Here is an 18,765-nt window from a genome sequence, read left to right as displayed (position 1 = left end):
CTCCGATGCCACCGGTGTCGTGGCATCACGTCCAGTGGACCCTTCTGTACTGGTCAACGCCAGGCGAGGGCCGCCAGTTCCCTGGCGCTCGCTGCGGCGCGCGTGGTCCGTACGGGTGACGGCCGCGGCGGGCGGTATGCGCGCGTGGAGGGCGGGTACCGCACGTGCGCGTCCTCGAAGCCGCCGCTCAGAAGAGGCCGGTGTCGGCGAAGCGCAGGATCAGCTGCGGTGCTCCCGAGAGGGCGACGGCGAGGACCGCGGCCACGGTGATCGCCGCCGTGACGGGGGCGGGGGCGTGATGCCTGACCGCCGCGTCCTCGGGCGCCCGGAACAGCAGGGCCGTCCATTGGAGGTAGTAGAACAGCGCGATGACGACGTTGACCGCCATGACGACGGCCAGCCAGCCGAGCCCCGCGTCGACCGCCGCCGAGAAGACCGTGACCTTGGCGAAGAGACCGATGACGCCGGGCGGCAGTCCGGCGAGGCAGAGCAGGAAAAACCCCAGGAGCAGGGCCGCCGGCGGGTTGGACGCGTACAGACCGCGGTAGTCGGCGACGCGGTTCCGCGGCCTCGTACGCCCGACGAGCGCGGCCACCGCGAAGGCGCCGAGATTCACCGCGGCGTACATGAGGGCGTAGGCGACGGTGGAGCCGATCGACCGCTCGGGGGCGTCGGAGTACGCGGCGGCGGCGATCGGAACCAGGAGGTAGCCGGCCTGGCCGACGGACGACCAGGCGAGCAGGCGTACCGCGCTGTACGCGCGCGTGGCCTGCTGGCGGAGGGCTCCGACGTTGCCGACCGTCATGGTGAGCGCGGCCAGTGCCGCGAGAGCCGGCCCCCACACGTCGGCGTAGGACGGGAGGGCGATGACCGTGACGAGGATCAGGCCGGAGAAGCCGACCGCCTTGCCGACCACGGACAGGTACGCCGCGATCGGCAGGGGCGCACCCACGTAGGTGTCGGGCACCCAGAAGTGGAAGGGCACGGCGGCCGTCTTGAAGGCGAAGCCGACGAGGGTGAGGACGACACCGGTCTGGGCGAGTGTGGTGAGCTGCCCGTCGACGTGCTGGATGCGTTCCGCCACCTGGGTGAGGTGGAGGGTGCCGGTGGAGGCGTAGACGAAGCTGATGCCCATGAGGCTGACCGCGGTCGCGGTGACCGAGGACAGGAAGAACTTCAGGGCCGCTTCGGAGGACCGGCGGTCGCCCTGCCGCAGGCCCACGAGGGCGAAGGCGGGCAGGGAGGCGACCTCCAGGGCGACGATGAGGGTCGCGAGGTCGCGGGAGGCGGGCAGGAGGGCGGCGCCGGCCGCGGACGAGAGGAGAAGGAACCAGAATTCGCCCTCGGGGAGTCCGCGGCCGGGGTCCTTGACTGCGGTGACCGACAGCAGGGCGGTCAGGAGGGCGCCGCCGAGGACCAGGAACTGGATGGCGAGCGTGAAGGTGTCCGCCGTGTAGCTGCAGACGTCGGCGTCGCCGGTCAGGCAGAACGTCGAGCGGTCGCCGTTCACCAGGGGCAGCAGCATGAGCGCGGCGGCGGCGAGTCCGGCGACCGACATCCAGCCGAGCAGTGACTTGCGGGCGTCCTTGACGAACAGGTCGGTGACGAGGACGGCGAGGCCGACGACCGCCGTGATGGTGGGCGGGGCGATGGCGAGCCAGTCGACGGACTGGACGAGGTTCTGGGCCAGTGACTGCGACACCGTCTCGGTGAGGGGCTGGGCCGGGGAGCTCATCGGGGGCCTCCTGGGAGGAGCTGCTGCACGGCCGGGTCGGTCAGCCCCAGGAGGGTGCCGGGCCACAGTCCGGCGACGACGGTGAGGGCGACGAGCGGCGTCCAGGCGGCGAACTCGTACGTGCGGACGTCGGTGAGCTTCGAAGCTCCCTGTGGCACGGCGCCCATGCAGACGCGGCGGACCACGATCAGCATGTACGCGGCGGTCAGCAGCGTGCCGAACGCGGCGACGGCCATGAAGGTGAGGAAGGCGGGGCGGCTGAGGTCGTCGTGGGGATCGAAGGCGCCGAACAGGGCCAGCATCTCGCCCCAGAAACCGGCCAGGCCCGGCAGGCCGAGCGAGGCGACCGCCGCGAAGGCGAGCAGGCCGCCGAGGCGCGGTGCCCTGCCGTACAGAGCGGCTCCGGTCTCCTCGGCGAGGGTGTCGAGGTCGGTGGTGCCGGTGCGGTCCTTGAGTGCGCCGACCACGAAGAAGAGCAGGCCGGTGATGAGGCCGTGGGCGATGTTGGCGAACAGGGCGCCGTTCACGCCGGTCGGGGTCATGGTCGCGATGCCGAGCAGGACGAAGCCCATGTGGCCGACGGAGGAGTAGGCGATGAGGCGCTTGAGGTCGCCCTTCGCACCCTGCTTGGCGAGGGCCAGACAGGCCAGGGAGCCGTAGATGACGCCGACGACGGCGAACGCGGCGAGGTAGGGCGCGAAGGTCTCGAAGCCGTCCGGCGCGACCGGGAGAAGAATGCGGACGAACCCGTACGTACCCATCTTCAGCAGGACACCGGCCAGCAGGACGGAACCAACGGTCGGGGCGGCGGTGTGGGCGTCGGGCAGCCAGCTGTGCAGGGGCCACATCGGGGTCTTGACCGCGAGCCCGATCCCGATTGCCAGAACCGCGATGACCTGCGCGGATGTGGTCAGGGACCGGCCGTTGTCAGTGGCGAGTGCCACCATGTCGAACGTGCCTGCGCTGAGTCCGACCAGGAGCAGGCCGAGCAGCATGACGACGGAGCCGAGGAGTGTGTAGAGGATGAACTTCCAGGCCGCCCCGGCCCGCCCCTCGCCGCCCCAGCGGGCGATGAGGAAGTACATCGGGATGAGGACCATCTCGAAGGCGAGGAAGAACAGCACCAGGTCGAGAACGGCGAAGGTCGCGAGGGTGCCGGACTCCAGGACGAGCAGCAGCGCGACGAAGGCCTTCGGGCCCGGGCCCGAAGGCATCTTGAAGTACGAGTAGAGCGCGCAGAGGAAGGTCAGCAGCGCGGTCAGGACCAGCAGGGGGAGGGAGATGCCGTCGATGCCGAGGTGGATGCGCACGTCGAGTGCGGGGATCCAGCTGATGTCCGTGCTGGCCTGCATCTTCGACGGATGGTCGTGGTCGAAGCCGAGTACGAGGACGATCGCGGCGATGAGGACGGCGCCTGTGACGATGACGCCGTGTCGCAGTACGGCCTGCTCGGGCGACTTTCCCTTCAGCCCGGGCGGGGCCGGGAGCAGGGCCGTGGCGGCACCGAGAAGCGGGCCGACGACGATCAACGCGAGAAGGAACTGCATCACGGACTCGTTGATATCGATCATGCCTGCTCACGCTCCCGTGGCGGCGAGGACGGCGGCGACCACGAGGACGACGGTGCCGGCGAACAGCGCGCTCACATAGGTCTGCACATTGCCGGTCTGGGCACGGCGGGCGGCGGTTCCGAGCCAGCGGGGCAGGGCGCCCGCCCCGCGTACGTAGGTGTCGACGACCTCGCGGTCGAGGAAGCGGACGAGTCTCGCCCCGGCCTGGACCGGCCGGACGAAGAGGGTCGTGTACACCGCGTCCAGGTGGAAGCCGACGGCCGCGTGCCGGTGCAGGGGGCCCAGCAGGAGCCGTCCCGGATCCGACGGATCGGGGGCGTACGCGATGTCTCCGTAGGCCGGCTGGTGGCTGGCGATGGCCTCGGCCTCCACCAGGGCGGCGTCGCCCTCCGGATGGGCCGCGACCGCGCCCAGCGGGCTCCGGGCCGCCGGCGCCGTGGTGTGGCGCCAGGCGGCGTAGGTGACGATGCCGCCGACCACGGCCACACCCGTGCCGAGCACGGAGGTGGTGAGCGTGGGGGTGAGGTCGCGGCCGTCGAACCAGTCGGGCAGCAGGCGGAAGGCGAGCCCGCCGAGGGCGAGTGAGGGGATGGCGAGGACCCAGAGCACGGCGTTCATGACCAGGGGCTGTGTGCCGTGGTCGGGTGCCTCGGTTCCCTGGCCACGGAACGCCAGCAGCCACAGGCGCGTCGCGTAGGCGGCGGTGAGCAGGGCCGTGACCAGGCCGGCGAGGAGGACGGTCCAGCCGGCGGCGCCGGGCGCGTGCTCGGTGTGGCCGGTGGCGACGTGCTCCGCGGCGACGAGGACGGACTCCTTGGAGAAGAAACCGCTGAAGGGCGGGATGGCGGCGAGTGCGAGCAGCGCCACGGTCATCGTCCAGTAGGCGTCCGGGACGCGGTCGCGCAGGCCCTGCATACGGGACATGGTGGCCAGCGAGTTGGTGCCGGCGGCGTGGATGATCACACCGGCGGCGAGGAACAGCAGCGCCTTGAAGGCACCGTGGGTGAGGAGGTGGAAGACCGCGGCGTCGCGGTCGCCCGCGGCGAGGGCGCCGGTCATGTAGCCGAGCTGCCCGATGGTCGAGTAGGCGAGAACGCGCTTGATGTCGTCCTGGGCGAGCGCGGCGAGCGCCGAGCCGATCATCGTGACCGCGGCCATGACGGCGAGGACGACCATCGCCGCGTGCGAGGCCTGGAAGAGCGGAAGGAGCCGGGCGATGAAGTAGACGCCGGCGGTGACCATCGTCGCGGCGTGGATCAGCGCGGAGACGGGCGTCGGGCCCGCCATGGCGTCGGGGAGCCAGGTGTGCAGCGGGAACTGCGCCGACTTGCCCGCGACACCGGCCAGGAGCAGCAAGGCGATCGGCGTCGGGTGGTCGAGGGAGCCGTTCGCGACCACGCCGAGGATCTTGGTGATACGGAAGGAGCCGGCCTCGGTGGCCAGCGCCAGCAGGCCGATCAGAAAGGGGACGTCACCTAGCTTGGTCACCAGGAAGGCCTTGAGGGAGGCGGCGCGGGCCTCCGGCGTCTCCCAGTAGTGACCGACCAGGAAGTACGAGCAGATGCCCATGATCTCCCAGCCGACCAGCAGCACCATCAGGTCGCCGGAGTAGACGACGAGGAACATCGCGGAGGTGAACAAGGAGACGAGAGCGGCGTACGAGGAGTAGCGCGGGTCGTCGCGCAGGTAGCCCGTGGAGTAGATCTGCACGCAGGTGGCGACGCAGCCGACCAGCACGGCGACGAGGGCGGCGAAGCCGTCGATGTGCAGGGCGAGTTCGATGGGCACCGAACCGGTGGGCGTCAGCTCGGTGGCAGCGTCAACGGGCCCGCCACCGCCTTGGCGGGCAGCGACCACCACGGCGAGTACGAGGGCCGCCGGCGTCGGCAGGACGGCGAGCGGCCGGACGAACCCGGGTGCCGCGCGGCCCAGCAGGAGGCCGGCGGCTGCCCCCAGAAAGGGGAGCAGGGGGACGAGTACGGCGAGGGTGGTCGTGGTCACGCGGTGGCCTCAGCCTTCTCGGCGGCCGTCCCGGTCGCGGGGGCATCGGTGTCGGGGGCGTCCGGCTCGTGGCCCTCCGCGGTGTCGCGGAGCCTGTCGATGTCCGAGGTGCCGCGGTTGCGGTGGACGGCGAGCACGATGGCCAGACCGAGGCCGATCTCGGCGGCTGCGATGGCGATCGTGAACAGGGTCAGGGCCTGGCCGGAGTGCAGGGTCTCCTCGGCGGCCTTGCTGAGCCAGACGTCGAAGGCGACCAGATTGAGATTGACGGCGTTGAGCATCAGCTCGACCGACATCAGGACCAGGATCGCGTTGCGACGGGCGAGGACGCCGTACAGGCCCGTGCAGAACAGGAGGGCGGAGAGAACGGCGGGATAGGCGAGGTGCATCAGCGGTCACCAGCCTTGTCGGCACCGGGCGGACTGGTCGGGCCGTTCGGGCCGGTTGACCGGTCGGCTTCGGGGGTGGGGCCCGCTTCAGCCGTACGGGCCGTTCCGGGTGTGCGGCCCGTTGTGGGTGTGCTGCCTGTTTCGGGGGTGCTGCTGGGGGCGGGTGAGCGGCTAGGGGCTGGTGTACGGCCTGCGGCGGCGCGGTCCGTCTTCGCCTTGCGGGACAGGACGATGGCGCCGACCAGGGCTGCGAGGAGGAGGACGGAGAGGGCCTCGAAGGGAAGGACCCAGTTCTGGAAGAGACTCGCTCCGGTCACGGCGGTGGTACCGGCGGCCGGGCCGTCCAGGTCGATCCAGGTGGTGCGGAAGGCGTCGACGACCACCCACACCAGGGCCGCGGCCGAGGCCGAGGCCACGGTGAGGGCGGCCCAGCGATTGCCGGAGTCGGCGTCCGGGGACCGGCCGATGGGCGCCCTGGTGAGCATCAGACCGAACAGGATGAGGACGACGACGGCACCGACGTAGATGAGGACCTGTACCCAGGCGATGAACTCGGCGGTGAGCAGGAGGTACTCGACGGCGAGTCCGCCGAGGGCCACCACCAGCCACAGGGCGGCGTGGACGAGTTGCCGGGTGGTGACGGTGACGACGGCGGCGCCGAGGGTGACCAGGCCGACGAGGAGGAAGGCGATCTCGACGCCGGTCGGGGAGAGGAAGCCGTGGGATTCGGCGGCCGTGGTCGTGGAGTGCGCGGCGAGGTGGCCGACGGTCGCTGCGAGGGTCATTCCCGGCCCTCCTGGTCGGGCTGGTCGGGCTGGTCGGGCTGGTCCGGCTGGTCCGGTTTCGGCGCCTGCCGGCCGGGCTTAGACGGGTGCGGCGTCGGCTGGTCCGGCGTCGGCTGGTCCGTCTGCTGCTTGGAGTCGCCCATGGGGCGGGTGGGCTGTTCGGCGGCGCGGGCCTGCTCGTCGGCGTGCGGTTCGGTGGCCCGGGCGGTCCCGGGCGGTGCCACCGTCTGCTGGGCAACCGTCTGCTGGGGGGCTCCCTGCTGGGACGCTTCCTGCTGGGCGGCCAGTTTGTCGGCGGTTTTGCGGGCGGCGGCGAGTTCCTTCGGCTCCTCCGCGCCGGGGTCGAGGGCGGGCGGGGCCGGGACCGTCCACATCCACTCGCGGAGCTTGTCGCGTTCGTGGGTGAGGTCCCGGATGTCGGTCTCGGAGTACTCGAACTCCGGCGACCAGAACAGGGCGTCGAACGGACAGACCTCGATGCAGATACCGCAGTACATGCACAGGGAGAAGTCGATGGCGAAGCGGTCGAGGACGTTGCGGCTGCGGTCGCGCCCGCCGGGTGCCGCCGCCGGGACCGTCTCCTTGTGGGAGTCGATGTAGATGCACCAGTCGGGGCATTCGCGGGCGCACAGCATGCAGACCGTGCAGTTCTCCTCGAACAGACCGATCACGCCGCGGGTACGGGGCGGCAGCTCGGGCTGGGCGTCCGGGTACTGCTCGGTGACGGTCTTCTTGGTCATCGTGCGCAGGGTGACGGCCAGGCCCTTGGCCAGGCCGCTGCCGGGGATGGGGGCCATGGTTACGCGATCACCACCTTGACGATGCCGGTGAGGGCGATCTGGGCGAGGGAGAGGGGAACGAGGAGGGTCCAGGAGAGTTTCTGGAGCTGGTCCTCGCGGAGGCGCGGATAGGTGACGCGCAGCCAGATCACCACGAAGGCGAGTACGGCTGCCTTCAGCAGGGTCCACACCCAGCCGAGACCGTCGGCACCCCAGGGGCCGTGCCAGCCGCCCAGGAACAGGACGGTGGTGAGGCCGCACAGGACGACGATCCCGGCGTACTCGGCAAGGAGGAACAAGGCGAAACGCAGGCCGGTGTACTCGGTGTAGGCGCCGAAGATGATCTCCGAGTCGGCGACCGGCATGTCGAACGGGGGGCGTTGCAGTTCGGCCAGCCCGGCGACGAAGAAGACGATCGCACCCACGATCTGCCAGGGCAGCCACCACCACTCGAAGGCGTCGAGGATACCGACCAGTGAGACCGTGCCGGCCGCCATCGCGACGGAGGCGGCGGTCAGCAGCATCGGCAGTTCGTAGGCGAGGAGCTGGGCGGCCGTGCGCAGGCCGCCGAGGAGGGAGAACTTGTTGGCGGAGGCCCAGCCGGCCATGAGCGAGCCGAGGACGCCCACTCCCATGACGGCGAGGACGAAGAAGACACCGGCGTCGACGACCTGGCCCACCGCGCCCTCACCGGGGCCGACGGGAATCGCCAGGAGAACCAGGAGGTACGGCAACAGCGCCACGGCGGGGGCGAGCCGGAAGATGCGTCGGTCCGCGTCGGCGGGGACCACATCCTCCTTCTGCGCGAACTTCACACCGTCCGCGACGAGCTGGGCCCAGCCGTGGAAGCCGCCGGCGTACATCGGGCCGAGGCGGCCCTGCATGTGGGCCATCACCTTGTGCTCGGTCTGGCCCACGATCAGGGGGAAGGTGAGGAAGACGACGAAGACGATCAGGAGGCGCAGGGTGACGTCGAGTGCGTCGTTCACTGCGGGCCTCCTGGGGAGTTCGGGCGGTTCGGAGAGTCCTGGGATTCGGGGGGGTCCTGGGAACCGGGGTGGTCCGGGGAACCGGGGTGGTCCGGGGAGGTGTCGGTGGCGTCGGACCCGTCCGAGGCATCGGCTCCCGCACGGATGTCGGGCTCTGCCGAGGGGCCGGTCAACCGGGGAGTGCCGGGCTCGTTCACGGCTTCTGCCTCTTCGGGTGCCTCTGGGCCTGCCGTCGACCTGGAGCCGGAGCCCGCTTCGCCGCCCTGCCCGGGCTCCGGCTCCGGCTCCGGGTTCTGTCCCTGTTGCCGCGCTCGCGTCTGCCCCTGTCCCGGCTGCGGTTCTTGACGTCGGTCCGGCTCGTCGCCTTGCTCGTCCTCACCGAAAGCAGGGCGGGCGTGGTGCCAGGGGGCGTCCGGGCTGCGCGGTGCGGAAGGGGCCGCCTGCCGGGCCGGTTCCCCGGTACGCGAGGACGTCGTCGTGTCGTCGCCGGGAGGGGAGGCGGGATCGGCTGCCGTCTCGTGCGGCGTTCCTGCGTCGGCGGCGGAGCGCTGACTCGCTGAACCTTCCGACGCACTCCGGGCTCGCCGAGGGGTTGCGTTGCCTCCCGGACCGGGCCGCTGGGACGCCGAGCCCTCGCTCGCGCTGCGCGCACGTCGGGTCCGCGGGGCAGCCGCCCCACCGACGTCCTGCCCGGCCGGGTCCTTCTCTGTCGGGTCGTTCTCGGCCGTCGACGCCTCGGCGGGCTCCTCCGACGGGACGCCCGTTCGCTGGGACGCGGAACCCTGACCGGCACTGCGCGTGCGACGGACCGCCGGGGTGGCCGAGGGCTCCGTGGCGGGTGCGGTCGTCTGGCTGGCGGAGCCCTCGGCCGCCGTACGCGAACGGCGAGGAGTCACCGATACCTCTCCCCCGGCTGCCGTCTGGCTGGCGGAGCCCTCGGTGGCCGTACGGGTCCGGCGGGCAGGGCGTTCTCCTGCCGCGCGAGCCGGGCGCTCCCCCGCCGCACGTCCCGCCCCGCGGGCCGGGCGGGCCGGAGCGGGAGGCAGCTGGCCCTTCAGCGGGCCCCACTCGTTGGGGTCGGGAACACCGGGCGGCAGCATCTGGCGGCGCCGGGGGCCACCGTGTTCGGACTCTCCGGGCTCCTTGGCCCCGGGCCAGGCCTTGGCGACGCGGGCGGCCAGGACGAAGTCCTTCCGCAGGGGGTGGCCCTCGAAGCCCTCCGGCAGGAGCAGGTGGTCCAGGGCGGGGTGGTCCTCGAAGGCGACGCCGAACATCTCATGGGTCTCGCGCTCGTGCCAGGCCGCGCCCGCGTACACCGAGACGGCGGTGGGCAGGACCGGGGCCTCGTGCGGAACCGTCGTACGCAGCAGCAGCCGGCGTACCGGTCCGAGCGCCACGACATGCGCTGCGACGCGGAACCCGGTGCCCGGTTCGTCGACCGCGCTCAGCCAGTCGAAGTAGCTGCAGCCCAGTCGGTCGCGCGCGGTCTCCAGGGCGGGGATCCAGGACACCGGCGGCACGTCCACGGTGAGGACGTCGTACGACTCCTCGGCCGTGGCCTCCGTGCCGAAGAGTTCCCCGGTGTCGGCAGGCAGCCAGCCGACCGCGCTCATCGGGCCTCCCCCGAGTCCGAAGCCGAGCCCGAAGCCGAGCCCGAACCCGAAGCCGAGCCCGAGGTCTGGCCCACGGCGGCGTCCGGGGAGGTGGCGGTGTCCGGGGACGTGGCGGCGTCCGTGGCCGGTGGCCGCACCAGACCGCTCTGCAGGGCGGCGGCCGACGGCCGGGGCGAGACACCGTACCGCTCGCCCAGCGACTCCCGCGCGATCTTCTCCTGGAGTTTCAGGATGCCCTGGAGCAGCGCCTCGGGGCGCGGCGGGCAGCCGGGGACGTAGACGTCGACGGGGATGATCTGGTCGACGCCCTTCGTCACGGAGTAGGAGTCCCAGTAAGGGCCACCGCAGTTGGAGCAGGCGCCGAAGGAGATGACGTACTTCGGCTCGGGCATCTGCTCGTACAGGCGCTTGACGGCGGGCGCCATCTTGTCGGTCACCGTGCCGGACACCACCATCAGGTCGGCCTGGCGGGGCCCCGGCGCGAACGGGATGACACCGAGCCGGATGAAGTCGTGGCGGGCCATCGACGCGGCGATGAACTCGATGGCGCAGCAGGCGAGGCCGAAGTTGAAGACCCACAGGGAGTACCGGCGGCCCCAGTTCAGGACGACCTTCATCGGCTCGGGGGCGAGGCGCGAGAGCGCGCCCAGCTTCTGGGGCTCGGGGAGAAGCACGGGCTCGGAGGGGTTCACGTCCACGACAGGACGCCCTTCTTGTATGCGTACAACAGGCCCACGGCCAGGAAGCCGAGGAAGATGAACATCTCCACGAGGGTCGTCGCGCCGTAGCCGGGACCGGCGAAGACCGTCGCCCAGGGGAAGAGGAAGATGGAGTCGACGGCGAAGATCACGTAGAGGAACGCGTAGACGTAGTAGCGGACCTGGGTGTGGGCCCAGCCCTCGCCCACGGGGTCGACACCGCACTCGTACGTCAGCAGCTTCTCGGGCGTCGGGACCACGGGCCGCAGCAGGCGTCCGGCTCCGAAGGCGACGGCGACGAAGAGCACCCCGACGACGGCGAGCAGGCCGACGACCGAGTAGGACTGGAAGTAGTCCGCGGCGAGGCCGACGGTCGCGTCGGCGGCGGGTACATCGCCGACGGTGACGTCACCGACGGTCGGTTCCGGCATGTCCGTCCCTCACTCCCTGTCACGGACGCCACTGTCCTGCACGTCTCTGCCCTGCACGTCTCTGTCCTGCACGTCTCTGTCCTGCACGTCTCTGCCCTGCACGTCTCTGTCCTGCACGTCTCTGCCCTGCACGTCTGTGTCAACGCCGACGCGCTGAACGGCGCTGTCCTGAACGCCGCTGTCCTGAACGCTGCCGTTCGACGATCTGTACGCACGGGAGTCTAGGGCCTGATAAAGGGACGGTAAGCAGCCCGTCGCACCTTGGGGTGCGGGGGTGGGGTTTTCCTCAGTGCATCCCGGCGGTCCACCTCATGGCGCGGTGCTGCGCCGCACGGCACGCTGACTCGTATGACCGAACGCCTCTCGACACCGCCCCCCGGCGGGTACGCCGACACAGGGCCCGGCGACCGCCTGCCGCCGGCCCGCTTCGCCTACGACCGGTACACCTGGAAGGAGATCGCCCACCTGCTGGCGAATTTCCCGGCGTCGCTGCTCGCTTTCGTCTACGTCGTGACGATGCTGTCCGTCGGTGTCGGGTTGACGGTCACGGTGATCGGCTTCCCGCTGCTGGCGGGCGGACTGATGGGTGCGCGCCAGTTGGGCAAGCTGGAGCGGGGCCGGGCCCGGGCGCTGCTGGGGGTGCGGGTGGACGAGCCGAGCCCGCTGCCGTTGCGGGGCAAGGACGGGTTCTTCCCGCAGTTGTGGATGGCGCTGAAGGACCCGGTGGGCTGGCGCACGGTCCTGTACGACTTCATACGGCTCCCGTGGGGTGTCTTCACCTTCGTCATCACGTTGACGTCGCTGTTCGTGCTGTGGCCGGTCCTGCCGTTCATCGCGCGGGGCCTGACCAACGTCGACCGGGCGATGGTCCGAGGCCTGCTGTCCCCGTCCGACGAGCTGGAGCGGCGCATCGCCGAGCTGGAGTCCGACCGGGGGATCGTGGTGGACACGGCCGCGGCCGACCTGCGGCGCATCGAGCGCGACCTGCACGACGGCGCGCAGGCCCGTCTGGTCAACCTGGCCATGGGACTGGGGCTGGCCAAGGAGAAGCTCCTGGAGGACCCGGACACCGCCGCCGCCATGGTCGACGAGGCGCACGGCGAGGTGAAACTGGCGCTGCAGGAGCTGCGGGACCTGGCACGCGGCATCCATCCCGCCGTCCTGACCGACCGCGGCCTGGACGCGGCGCTCTCCTCGGTCGCCTCCCGCTGCACCGTGCCCGTCAAGGTGACCGTCGACCTGGCGGAGCGCCCCGCGGCGGCCATCGAGGGCATCGCCTACTTCACCGTCTCGGAGCTGCTCCAGAACGTCAGCAAGCACAGCGGGGCGAAGTCCGTCGCCGTGGAGGTCTGGCGGTCGTCCGACCGGCTGCTCATACAGGTGGAGGACGACGGTCGCGGCGGCGCGCGCCTCGACGGCGGCACGGGGATGAAGGGCCTCGCCGACCGGTTGGCGGCCGTCGACGGTCTCTTCGTCGTCGACTCGCCGGAGGGCGGCCCCACCGCGGTCACGGCCGAGCTGCCGTGGCGCGACCGCACGGCCGCCGAGGACCCTTCGCGTGCCTCCGGGACGAGGTGACCGGCCACGGGCCGACGGATCGGCGATCGCACCGCGGGGGTGGGGAAAACCCCCCTTCCCGAACGCCGACGGGCTCCATGGCCCGCGGGTGCGCGGTCCAGGAGGGTGGAGTTACGACAGCACAGCCGTAGGACGAGGAGAAGGACGGCATCGATGGCCACGGATTACGGACAGGATTACGGATTCGCAAGCGGGTCCGGCTTCCCCGGGGACGCCGGTGCGCCGCGAAACCACCGGTTGCCGGCGGGGGTGCGGGCGCCCTTCGAGGCGCGCAGCTGGAGGGAGTTCGGTTATGTGCTGCTGGGCCTGCCGATCGGGGTCCTGCTCTTCACCTACGCCGTCACGATGGTGTCGCTGGGAGCCGGCCTGCTGGTGACGTTTCTGGGGGTCCCGGTGCTGGCGGCGACACTCGCGGGGTGCCGGGGCTTCGGTGCCATGGAACGGGTACGTGCGCGTGCGCTGCTGGGTCTCCAGGTGGCAGACCCGGAGCCGGTGCGGCGGAAGAAGCAGGGCGCGATGGGCTGGATGGGCGCCACGCTCAAGAGCGGCACCTCCTGGCGGAGCCTGCTGTACGCGGTTCTGCAGTTCCCGTGGTCGGTGTTCTCGTTCGTCGTCGCCGTGAACTTCTGGGCGGTCGGCTGGGCGATGCTGACGTATCCGCTGTGGTTCTGGGTGTTCCCCATGTACGCCGGGCAGGACGGGCTCCAGCTGTACGGCGACGAGACGCATCGCGTCTATCTGGACAATCCCTTCGAGATCACTCTGACCGCGCTGGTCGGACTCCTGTTCACGCTGGCCACGCCGTGGATCATCCGGGCGCTGACGACGGTGGACCGGTTGATGGTGCACGGGCTGCTGGGACCGTCCCGGCTGGCGACGCGGGTCGTGGAGCTGGAGTCGGACCGTGGTGTCGTCGTCGACACGGCCGCGGCCGACCTGCGGCGCATCGAGCGCGACCTGCACGACGGGGCTCAGGCCCGTCTGGTCAACCTGGCCATGGACCTCGGGCTGGCGAAGGAGAAGCTCAGGGAGGATCCGCAGGCGGCGGCGATCATGGTGGACGAGGCGCACGGCGAGGTGAAGACGGCCCTCCAGGAGCTGCGGGACCTGGCCCGAGGCATCCACCCGGCGGTCCTGACCGACCGCGGCCTGGACGCGGCCCTGTCGGCGGTCGCCTCGCGCTGCACCGTGCCGGTGCGGGTGGAGGTCGACCTGGTGGAGCGGCCGGCTTCGGCCATCGAGGGCATCGCGTACTTCACGGTGTCGGAGCTGCTGCAGAACGTCAGCAAGCACGCGCGGGCCACGTCGGCCGCCGTGGAGGTGTGGCGGGTGGAGGACCGGCTGATGCTCCAGATCGTGGACAACGGCATGGGCGGAGCGGACGTGTCGGCCGGCTCCGGACTGGCGGGACTGGCGGAGCGGCTCGGCGCGGTGGACGGGATCCTCGTGGTGGACTCGCCGGCCGGCGGGCCGACCCGGGTGACTGCGGAGCTGCCGTGGCGGAGCGAGCTGGCGACCAAGTGAGGCACCGCGGCGGCGGGCGCGCGTGGGACATCGTGTGAGCACCACCGGTGCCAGGGTGCGGCCACCGCGTGAGCGCAGCGAGGGCCGACGCGCGGGACACCCCGCAGGGGCCACGGGACCACCGCGCCTAGCCCGGCCCTCGACGTTCCGGTCCTCCCCCTCTTCTCCGTTGCCCTGAAGCATTCGGCCCCGGATGCTGGAATGCTGGGCCTGTCACACGGACGGTTCGTGAACGCGGCGCGGGCCGCGCGGGCCGTGAGGTGGACGGGCTGTGGGGGGCCGAGGATCGTGGAGGACAGGGTGCGGGTGGTCATCGCCGAGGATTCAGTGCTGCTCAGGGAGGGGCTGACCCGATTGCTGACCGACCGCGGGCATGAGGTCGTGGCCGGTGTCGGCGACGGGGAGGCACTGATCAAGACCATTGCCGAGCTGGACGCGCAGGGTGAACTGCCGGACGTCGTGGTGGCCGACGTACGGATGCCGCCGACCCACACCGACGAGGGCGTTCGCGCCTCCGTGCAACTGCGCAAGGCCCACCCCGGCCTCGGCGTCCTGGTGCTGTCGCAGTACGTCGAGGAGCGCTACGCCACGGAGCTGCTGGCCGGTTCCAGTCGCGGCGTCGGCTACCTGCTCAAGGACCGGGTGGCCGAGGTCCGGGAGTTCGTGGACGCGGTGGTGCGCGTCGCGCAGGGCGGTACGGCCCTGGACCCGGAGGTGGTCGCGCAGTTGCTCGGGCGCAGCCGCAAGCAGGACGTGCTGGCGGGGCTCACTCCCCGGGAGCGGGAGGTTCTGGGCCTCATGGCCGAGGGACGGACGAACTCGGCGATCGCGCGGCAGCTCGTCGTGAGCGACGGGGCGGTCGAGAAGCACGTCAGCAACATCTTCATGAAGCTGGGTCTGTCCCCGAGCGACGGTGATCACCGGCGAGTGCTCGCCGTCCTCACGTATCTCAACTCCTGACGTCGCGCGTCCCGGCATCCGACGCCCGTGCGGCCGCAGACGTGACGCCGAGCGTTCCGACGCCGGGTCCACGTCCCGATGCCGGTGCCCGACGCCCGACGCCCGACCGCCAAGCGTCCGTGCCGCGCATCAAGTGTCCCGAGCATCGACAGGGCGGCGTCCCACGCCCCGGGAATCGCGTCCGGGGCCGACCGCTCGGCAGCTGACCCGCGTCTGACCTGCAGCTGACCGGTTTCTCATCCGCCCGGATGAGAAACCGGAGCGCGGGCAGGGCGCGTCCGCACAGGTGCCGGGAGGCGGGGAAACCGGGGGCCGCCGGTCCGGCGGGCCGTCTCGGGGTCGTGTCCATCATGCGAATGTCCACCGGAAGTAAACCCTTGCGGACGTAGGGTTGATCCTGGGACGGCCGGTAAAAGACCGTTCCTCGGACAGCCGCCTCGAGGGAGGTCCACTTCAGTGACCAGCCAGGTCAGCAGCCCAGCGGAGCAGACCGACGGAACCGTCGTAGGAGAGCAGCGCAAACCGGTCGGGGCGAAGGACGTCCGCCGGCTGGACCGGGTGATCATCCGGTTCGCGGGAGACTCGGGCGACGGGATGCAGCTCACCGGCGACCGTTTCACCTCGGAGACCGCGTCGTTCGGCAACGACCTGTCGACGCTGCCGAACTTCCCGGCCGAGATCCGGGCACCCGCCGGCACTCTGCCGGGTGTCTCGTCCTTCCAGCTGCACTTCGCCGACCACGACATCCTCACCCCCGGTGACGCCCCCAACGTGCTGGTCGCGATGAATCCGGCCGCGTTGAAGGCGAACATCGACGACATGCCGCGCGGCGCGGAGATCATCGTCAACACGGACGAGTTCACCAAGCGGGCGATGCAGAAGGTCGGTTACGACACGTCGCCCCTGGAGGACGGTTCCCTCGACGGGTACCACCTGCATCCGGTGCCGTTGACCACGCTGACCGTCGAGGCCCTCAAGGAGTTCGACCTCACCCGCAAAGAGGCCGAACGCAGCAAGAACATGTTCGCGCTCGGGCTGCTGAGCTGGATGTACCACCGGCCGACCGAGGGCACGGAGAAGTTCCTGAGGTCGAAGTTCGCGAAGAAGCCCGACATCGCCGCCGCGAACATCGCGGCCTACCGGGCGGGCTGGAACTTCGGTGAGACCACGGAGGACTTCGCGGTCTCCTACGAGGTGGCGCCGGCGGCGAGGGCGTTCCCGCCGGGCGTGTACCGCAACATCTCCGGGAACCTGGCGCTGTCCTACGGCCTGATCGCCGCTGCCCGCCAGGCCGATCTGCCGCTCTTCCTCGGCTCGTACCCCATCACCCCGGCCTCCGACATCCTGCACGAGCTGAGCAGGCACAAGAACTTCGGTGTGCGGAGCTTCCAGGCCGAGGACGAGATCGCGGGCATCGGTGCGGCGCTGGGTGCCGCGTTCGGCGGCTCGCTGGCCGTGACGACGACGAGCGGCCCGGGAGTGGCGCTCAAGAGCGAGACCATCGGACTCGCGGTCTCCCTGGAACTGCCGCTGCTGATCGTGGACATCCAGCGGGGCGGGCCGTCCACCGGGCTGCCGACCAAGACCGAGCAGGCGGACCTGCTCCAGGCGATGTACGGGCGCAACGGCGAGGCGCCGGTCCCGGTGGTCGCCCCGCGCACCCCGGCCGACTGCTTCGACGCCGCTCTGGAGGCGGCCCGGATCGCGCTGACGTACCGCACCCCCGTCTTCCTGCTCTCGGACGGTTACCTGGCCAACGGCAGTGAGCCGTGGCGCATTCCGGAACCGGACGAGCTGCCGGACCTCGCGGTGCAGTTCACGCGGGGCCCCAACCACACCCTGGACGACGGTACGAAGGTGTTCTGGCCCTACAAGCGGGACCCGCGCACCCTCGCCCGCCCCTGGGCGGTGCCGGGCACTGCCGGTCTGGAGCACCGGATCGGCGGCATCGAGAAGCAGGACGGCACCGGGAACATCTCGTACGACCCGGCCAACCACGAGTTCATGGTCCGCACCCGCCAGGCCAAGATCGACGGCATCGACGTCCCCGACCTGGAGGTCGACGACCCGGACGGCGCGAGGACCCTGGTGCTGGGCTGGGGGTCGACGTACGGCCCCATCACGGCGGCCGTGCGCCGTCTGCGCACCGCCGGTCACGCGGTCGCGCAGGCGCACCTGCGTCACCTCAATCCGTTCCCGCGCAACCTCGCAGCGGTGCTGGGGCGGTACGACAAGGTCGTGATCCCCGAGATGAACCTCGGCCAGCTCGCCACGCTCGTCCGGGCCAAGTACCTGGTCGAGGCGCAGTCGTACAACCAGGTCAACGGCATGCCGTTCAAGGCGGAACAACTCGCCACGGTCCTGAAGGAGGCCATCGATGGCTGAGACGTCCACGGAAGCGAAGCGGGCGGGTACCGGCTCTGGCACCGGCAGCGCCGACACCGGTACCGGCACTGGCACTGGCACTGGCACTGTTCAGGCGCTTTCCCTGGTCCCCCGGGCCGAGGGCAAGCAGTCCATGAAGGACTTCAAGTCCGATCAGGAAGTGCGCTGGTGCCCCGGCTGCGGTGACTACGCCATCCTCGCCGCCGTGCAGGGTTTCATGCCCCAGCTCGGCCTGGCGAAGGAGAACATCGTCTTCGTCTCCGGCATCGGGTGTTCCTCCCGCTTCCCGTACTACATGAACACCTACGGGATGCACTCCATCCACGGCCGCGCCCCCGCCATCGCCACGGGGCTCGCCTCCTCCCGCCGCGACCTGTCCGTGTGGGTCGTGACCGGTGACGGCGACGCGCTGTCCATCGGCGGCAACCACCTCATCCACGCCCTGCGCCGCAACGTCAACCTCAAGATCCTGCTCTTCAACAACCGGATCTACGGCCTGACCAAGGGCCAGTACTCCCCCACCTCCGAGGTCGGCAAGATCACCAAGTCGACTCCGATGGGCTCCCTGGACGCACCCTTCAACCCGGTCTCCCTCGCCCTCGGCGCGGAGGCGTCCTTCGTCGCCCGGACCGTCGACTCCGACCGCAAGCACCTCACCGAGGTCCTGCGCCAGGCCGCCGAGCACCCGGGCACAGCTCTGATCGAGATCTACCAGAACTGCAACATCTTCAACGACGGCGCCTTCGACGCCCTGAAGGACAGGCAGCAGGCCGAGGAGGCGGTGATCCGCCTCGAACACGGGCAGCCGATCCGTTTCGGAGCCGAGGGTTCCCAGGGCGTCGTGCGCGACCCGGGAACCGGTGACCTGAAGGTCGTCACGGTCACCGCGGACAACGAGGCGGACATCCTGGTCCACGACGCGCACGCCGCGTCCCCGACCACCGCGTTCGCCCTGTCCCGGCTCGCCGACCCGGACACCCTGCACCACACCCCGATCGGCGTCCTGCGCTCCGTCGAGCGGCCGGTCTACGACACGCTGATGTCGGACCAGCTCGACACCGCCGTCGAGAAGGACGGCAAGGGCGACCTCGCCGCGCTGCTCGCCGGCGGCGACACCTGGACGGTCGTCGGCTGACGTCGGCGGTGGTGCGCGGTTTCGACGAGGCCCGGGCGGAAACGCCCGGGCCTCGTCGCATGCCGTCGCCACCGGGCCGTGGGAGCGGACACGCCTGCGCACTAACCTTCTGGTAAGTACCTTACCTTGAAGTGGGCACTATCCATCAGTTAGCGCACGCTTTAGGGTCAGCGATACCGCACCCCACAAGGA

15 protein-coding genes are annotated in these 18,765 nt (G+C 70.8%); 5 read left to right on the top strand and 10 right to left on the bottom strand.

The window, feature by feature from the left end; genetic code table 11:
- Positions 1 to 187: 187 nt before the first annotated feature.
- The 10 genes from ACVV2G_RS15040 to ACVV2G_RS14995 are packed head-to-tail and all read right to left on the bottom strand — an operon-like array spanning position 188 to position 10,991.
- Entirely contained in the window at positions 188 to 1,735 is a 1,548-nt protein-coding gene (locus ACVV2G_RS15040; protein ID WP_453843197.1) for an NADH-quinone oxidoreductase subunit N, read from the bottom strand.
- Positions 1,732 to 3,306, bottom strand: coding sequence for a complex I subunit 4 family protein (locus ACVV2G_RS15035; RefSeq protein WP_453843196.1), 1,575 nt, complete (start codon positions 3,304 to 3,306; stop codon positions 1,732 to 1,734). The genes ACVV2G_RS15040 and ACVV2G_RS15035 overlap by 4 nt, the downstream gene beginning before the upstream one ends.
- Before the next feature lie 6 nt (positions 3,307 to 3,312).
- Entirely contained in the window at positions 3,313 to 5,307 is a 1,995-nt protein-coding gene (locus ACVV2G_RS15030; protein ID WP_453843195.1) for an NADH-quinone oxidoreductase subunit 5 family protein, read from the bottom strand.
- Positions 5,304 to 5,696 carry an NADH-quinone oxidoreductase subunit NuoK gene (gene nuoK / locus ACVV2G_RS15025; protein WP_453843194.1) on the bottom strand — a complete coding sequence of 131 codons (393 nt, stop codon included), beginning with the start codon at positions 5,694 to 5,696 and terminating at the stop codon, positions 5,304 to 5,306. The genes ACVV2G_RS15030 and nuoK overlap by 4 nt, the downstream gene beginning before the upstream one ends.
- Positions 5,696 to 6,481 (bottom strand): NADH-quinone oxidoreductase subunit J family protein, encoded by a 786-nt coding sequence (locus ACVV2G_RS15020; protein WP_453843193.1) that lies wholly within the window; start codon positions 6,479 to 6,481, stop codon positions 5,696 to 5,698. Before ACVV2G_RS15020 ends, nuoK begins: the two co-directional genes overlap by 1 nt.
- Complete coding sequence (locus ACVV2G_RS15015; protein WP_453843192.1) at positions 6,478 to 7,278, bottom strand: NuoI/complex I 23 kDa subunit family protein; 801 nt, start codon at positions 7,276 to 7,278, stop codon at positions 6,478 to 6,480. Before ACVV2G_RS15015 ends, ACVV2G_RS15020 begins: the two co-directional genes overlap by 4 nt.
- A gap of 2 nt (positions 7,279 to 7,280) precedes the next feature.
- Positions 7,281 to 8,249, bottom strand: a complete 969-nt coding sequence (locus ACVV2G_RS15010; protein WP_453843191.1) for a complex I subunit 1/NuoH family protein — start codon at positions 8,247 to 8,249, stop codon at positions 7,281 to 7,283.
- Positions 8,246 to 9,862: an NADH-quinone oxidoreductase subunit C gene (locus tag ACVV2G_RS15005; RefSeq protein WP_453843190.1), complete on the bottom strand. Its 1,617-nt coding sequence runs from the start codon at positions 9,860 to 9,862 to the stop codon at positions 8,246 to 8,248. Before ACVV2G_RS15005 ends, ACVV2G_RS15010 begins: the two co-directional genes overlap by 4 nt.
- Positions 9,859 to 10,560: an NADH-quinone oxidoreductase subunit B gene (locus ACVV2G_RS15000; RefSeq protein WP_453843189.1), complete on the bottom strand. Its 702-nt coding sequence runs from the start codon at positions 10,558 to 10,560 to the stop codon at positions 9,859 to 9,861. Before ACVV2G_RS15000 ends, ACVV2G_RS15005 begins: the two co-directional genes overlap by 4 nt.
- Positions 10,551 to 10,991: an NADH-quinone oxidoreductase subunit A gene (locus ACVV2G_RS14995; RefSeq protein WP_453843188.1), complete on the bottom strand. Its 441-nt coding sequence runs from the start codon at positions 10,989 to 10,991 to the stop codon at positions 10,551 to 10,553. Before ACVV2G_RS14995 ends, ACVV2G_RS15000 begins: the two co-directional genes overlap by 10 nt.
- A 348-nt stretch (positions 10,992 to 11,339) precedes the next feature.
- Between ACVV2G_RS14995 and ACVV2G_RS14990 the strand changes: the two genes are divergently transcribed.
- The 5 genes from ACVV2G_RS14990 (at position 11,340) to ACVV2G_RS14970 (ending at position 18,573) form a co-directional block, all read left to right on the top strand.
- Positions 11,340 to 12,569, top strand: coding sequence for a sensor histidine kinase (locus tag ACVV2G_RS14990; RefSeq protein WP_453843187.1), 1,230 nt, complete (start codon positions 11,340 to 11,342; stop codon positions 12,567 to 12,569).
- A 153-nt stretch (positions 12,570 to 12,722) separates the two neighbouring features.
- Complete coding sequence (locus tag ACVV2G_RS14985; protein WP_453843186.1) at positions 12,723 to 14,093, top strand: sensor histidine kinase; 1,371 nt, start codon at positions 12,723 to 12,725, stop codon at positions 14,091 to 14,093.
- 300 nt (positions 14,094 to 14,393) lie between these two features.
- Positions 14,394 to 15,053, top strand: a complete 660-nt coding sequence (locus ACVV2G_RS14980; RefSeq protein WP_453843309.1) for a response regulator transcription factor — start codon at positions 14,394 to 14,396, stop codon at positions 15,051 to 15,053.
- 456 nt (positions 15,054 to 15,509) lie between these two features.
- Complete coding sequence (locus ACVV2G_RS14975) at positions 15,510 to 17,438, top strand: 2-oxoacid:acceptor oxidoreductase subunit alpha (RefSeq protein ID WP_453843185.1); 1,929 nt, start codon at positions 15,510 to 15,512, stop codon at positions 17,436 to 17,438.
- Positions 17,439 to 17,571: 133 nt separating this feature from the next.
- On the top strand, positions 17,572 to 18,573 hold the full coding sequence (locus ACVV2G_RS14970) for a 2-oxoacid:ferredoxin oxidoreductase subunit beta (protein ID WP_453843308.1): 1,002 nt from the start codon (positions 17,572 to 17,574) through the stop codon (positions 18,571 to 18,573).
- Positions 18,574 to 18,765: the final 192 nt, after the last annotated feature.

It is taken from the genome of Streptomyces sp. JK94, assembly GCF_053613315.1.
This window is presented reverse-complemented; position numbering and strand designations above follow the sequence as displayed.

Bases quoted from the DNA above. Each gene is read 5' to 3' on its own strand.
- ACVV2G_RS15040 (WP_453843197.1), bottom strand. From the start codon at position 1,735: ATGAGCTCCCCGGCCCAGCCCCTCACCGAGACGGTGTCGCAGTCACTG.
- ACVV2G_RS15035 (WP_453843196.1), bottom strand. From the start codon at position 3,306: ATGATCGATATCAACGAGTCCGTGATGCAGTTCCTTCTCGCGTTGATC.
- nuoK (WP_453843194.1), bottom strand. From the start codon at position 5,696: ATGCACCTCGCCTATCCCGCCGTTCTCTCCGCCCTCCTGTTCTGCACG.
- ACVV2G_RS15020 (WP_453843193.1), bottom strand. From the start codon at position 6,481: ATGACCCTCGCAGCGACCGTCGGCCACCTCGCCGCGCACTCCACGACC.
- ACVV2G_RS15015 (WP_453843192.1), bottom strand. From the start codon at position 7,278: ATGGCCCCCATCCCCGGCAGCGGCCTGGCCAAGGGCCTGGCCGTCACC.
- ACVV2G_RS15005 (WP_453843190.1), bottom strand. From the start codon at position 9,862: ATGAGCGCGGTCGGCTGGCTGCCTGCCGACACCGGGGAACTCTTCGGC.
- ACVV2G_RS14995 (WP_453843188.1), bottom strand. From the start codon at position 10,991: ATGCCGGAACCGACCGTCGGTGACGTCACCGTCGGCGATGTACCCGCC.
- ACVV2G_RS14990 (WP_453843187.1), top strand. From the start codon at position 11,340: ATGACCGAACGCCTCTCGACACCGCCCCCCGGCGGGTACGCCGACACA.
- ACVV2G_RS14985 (WP_453843186.1), top strand. From the start codon at position 12,723: ATGGCCACGGATTACGGACAGGATTACGGATTCGCAAGCGGGTCCGGC.
- ACVV2G_RS14970 (WP_453843308.1), top strand. From the start codon at position 17,572: ATGAAGGACTTCAAGTCCGATCAGGAAGTGCGCTGGTGCCCCGGCTGC.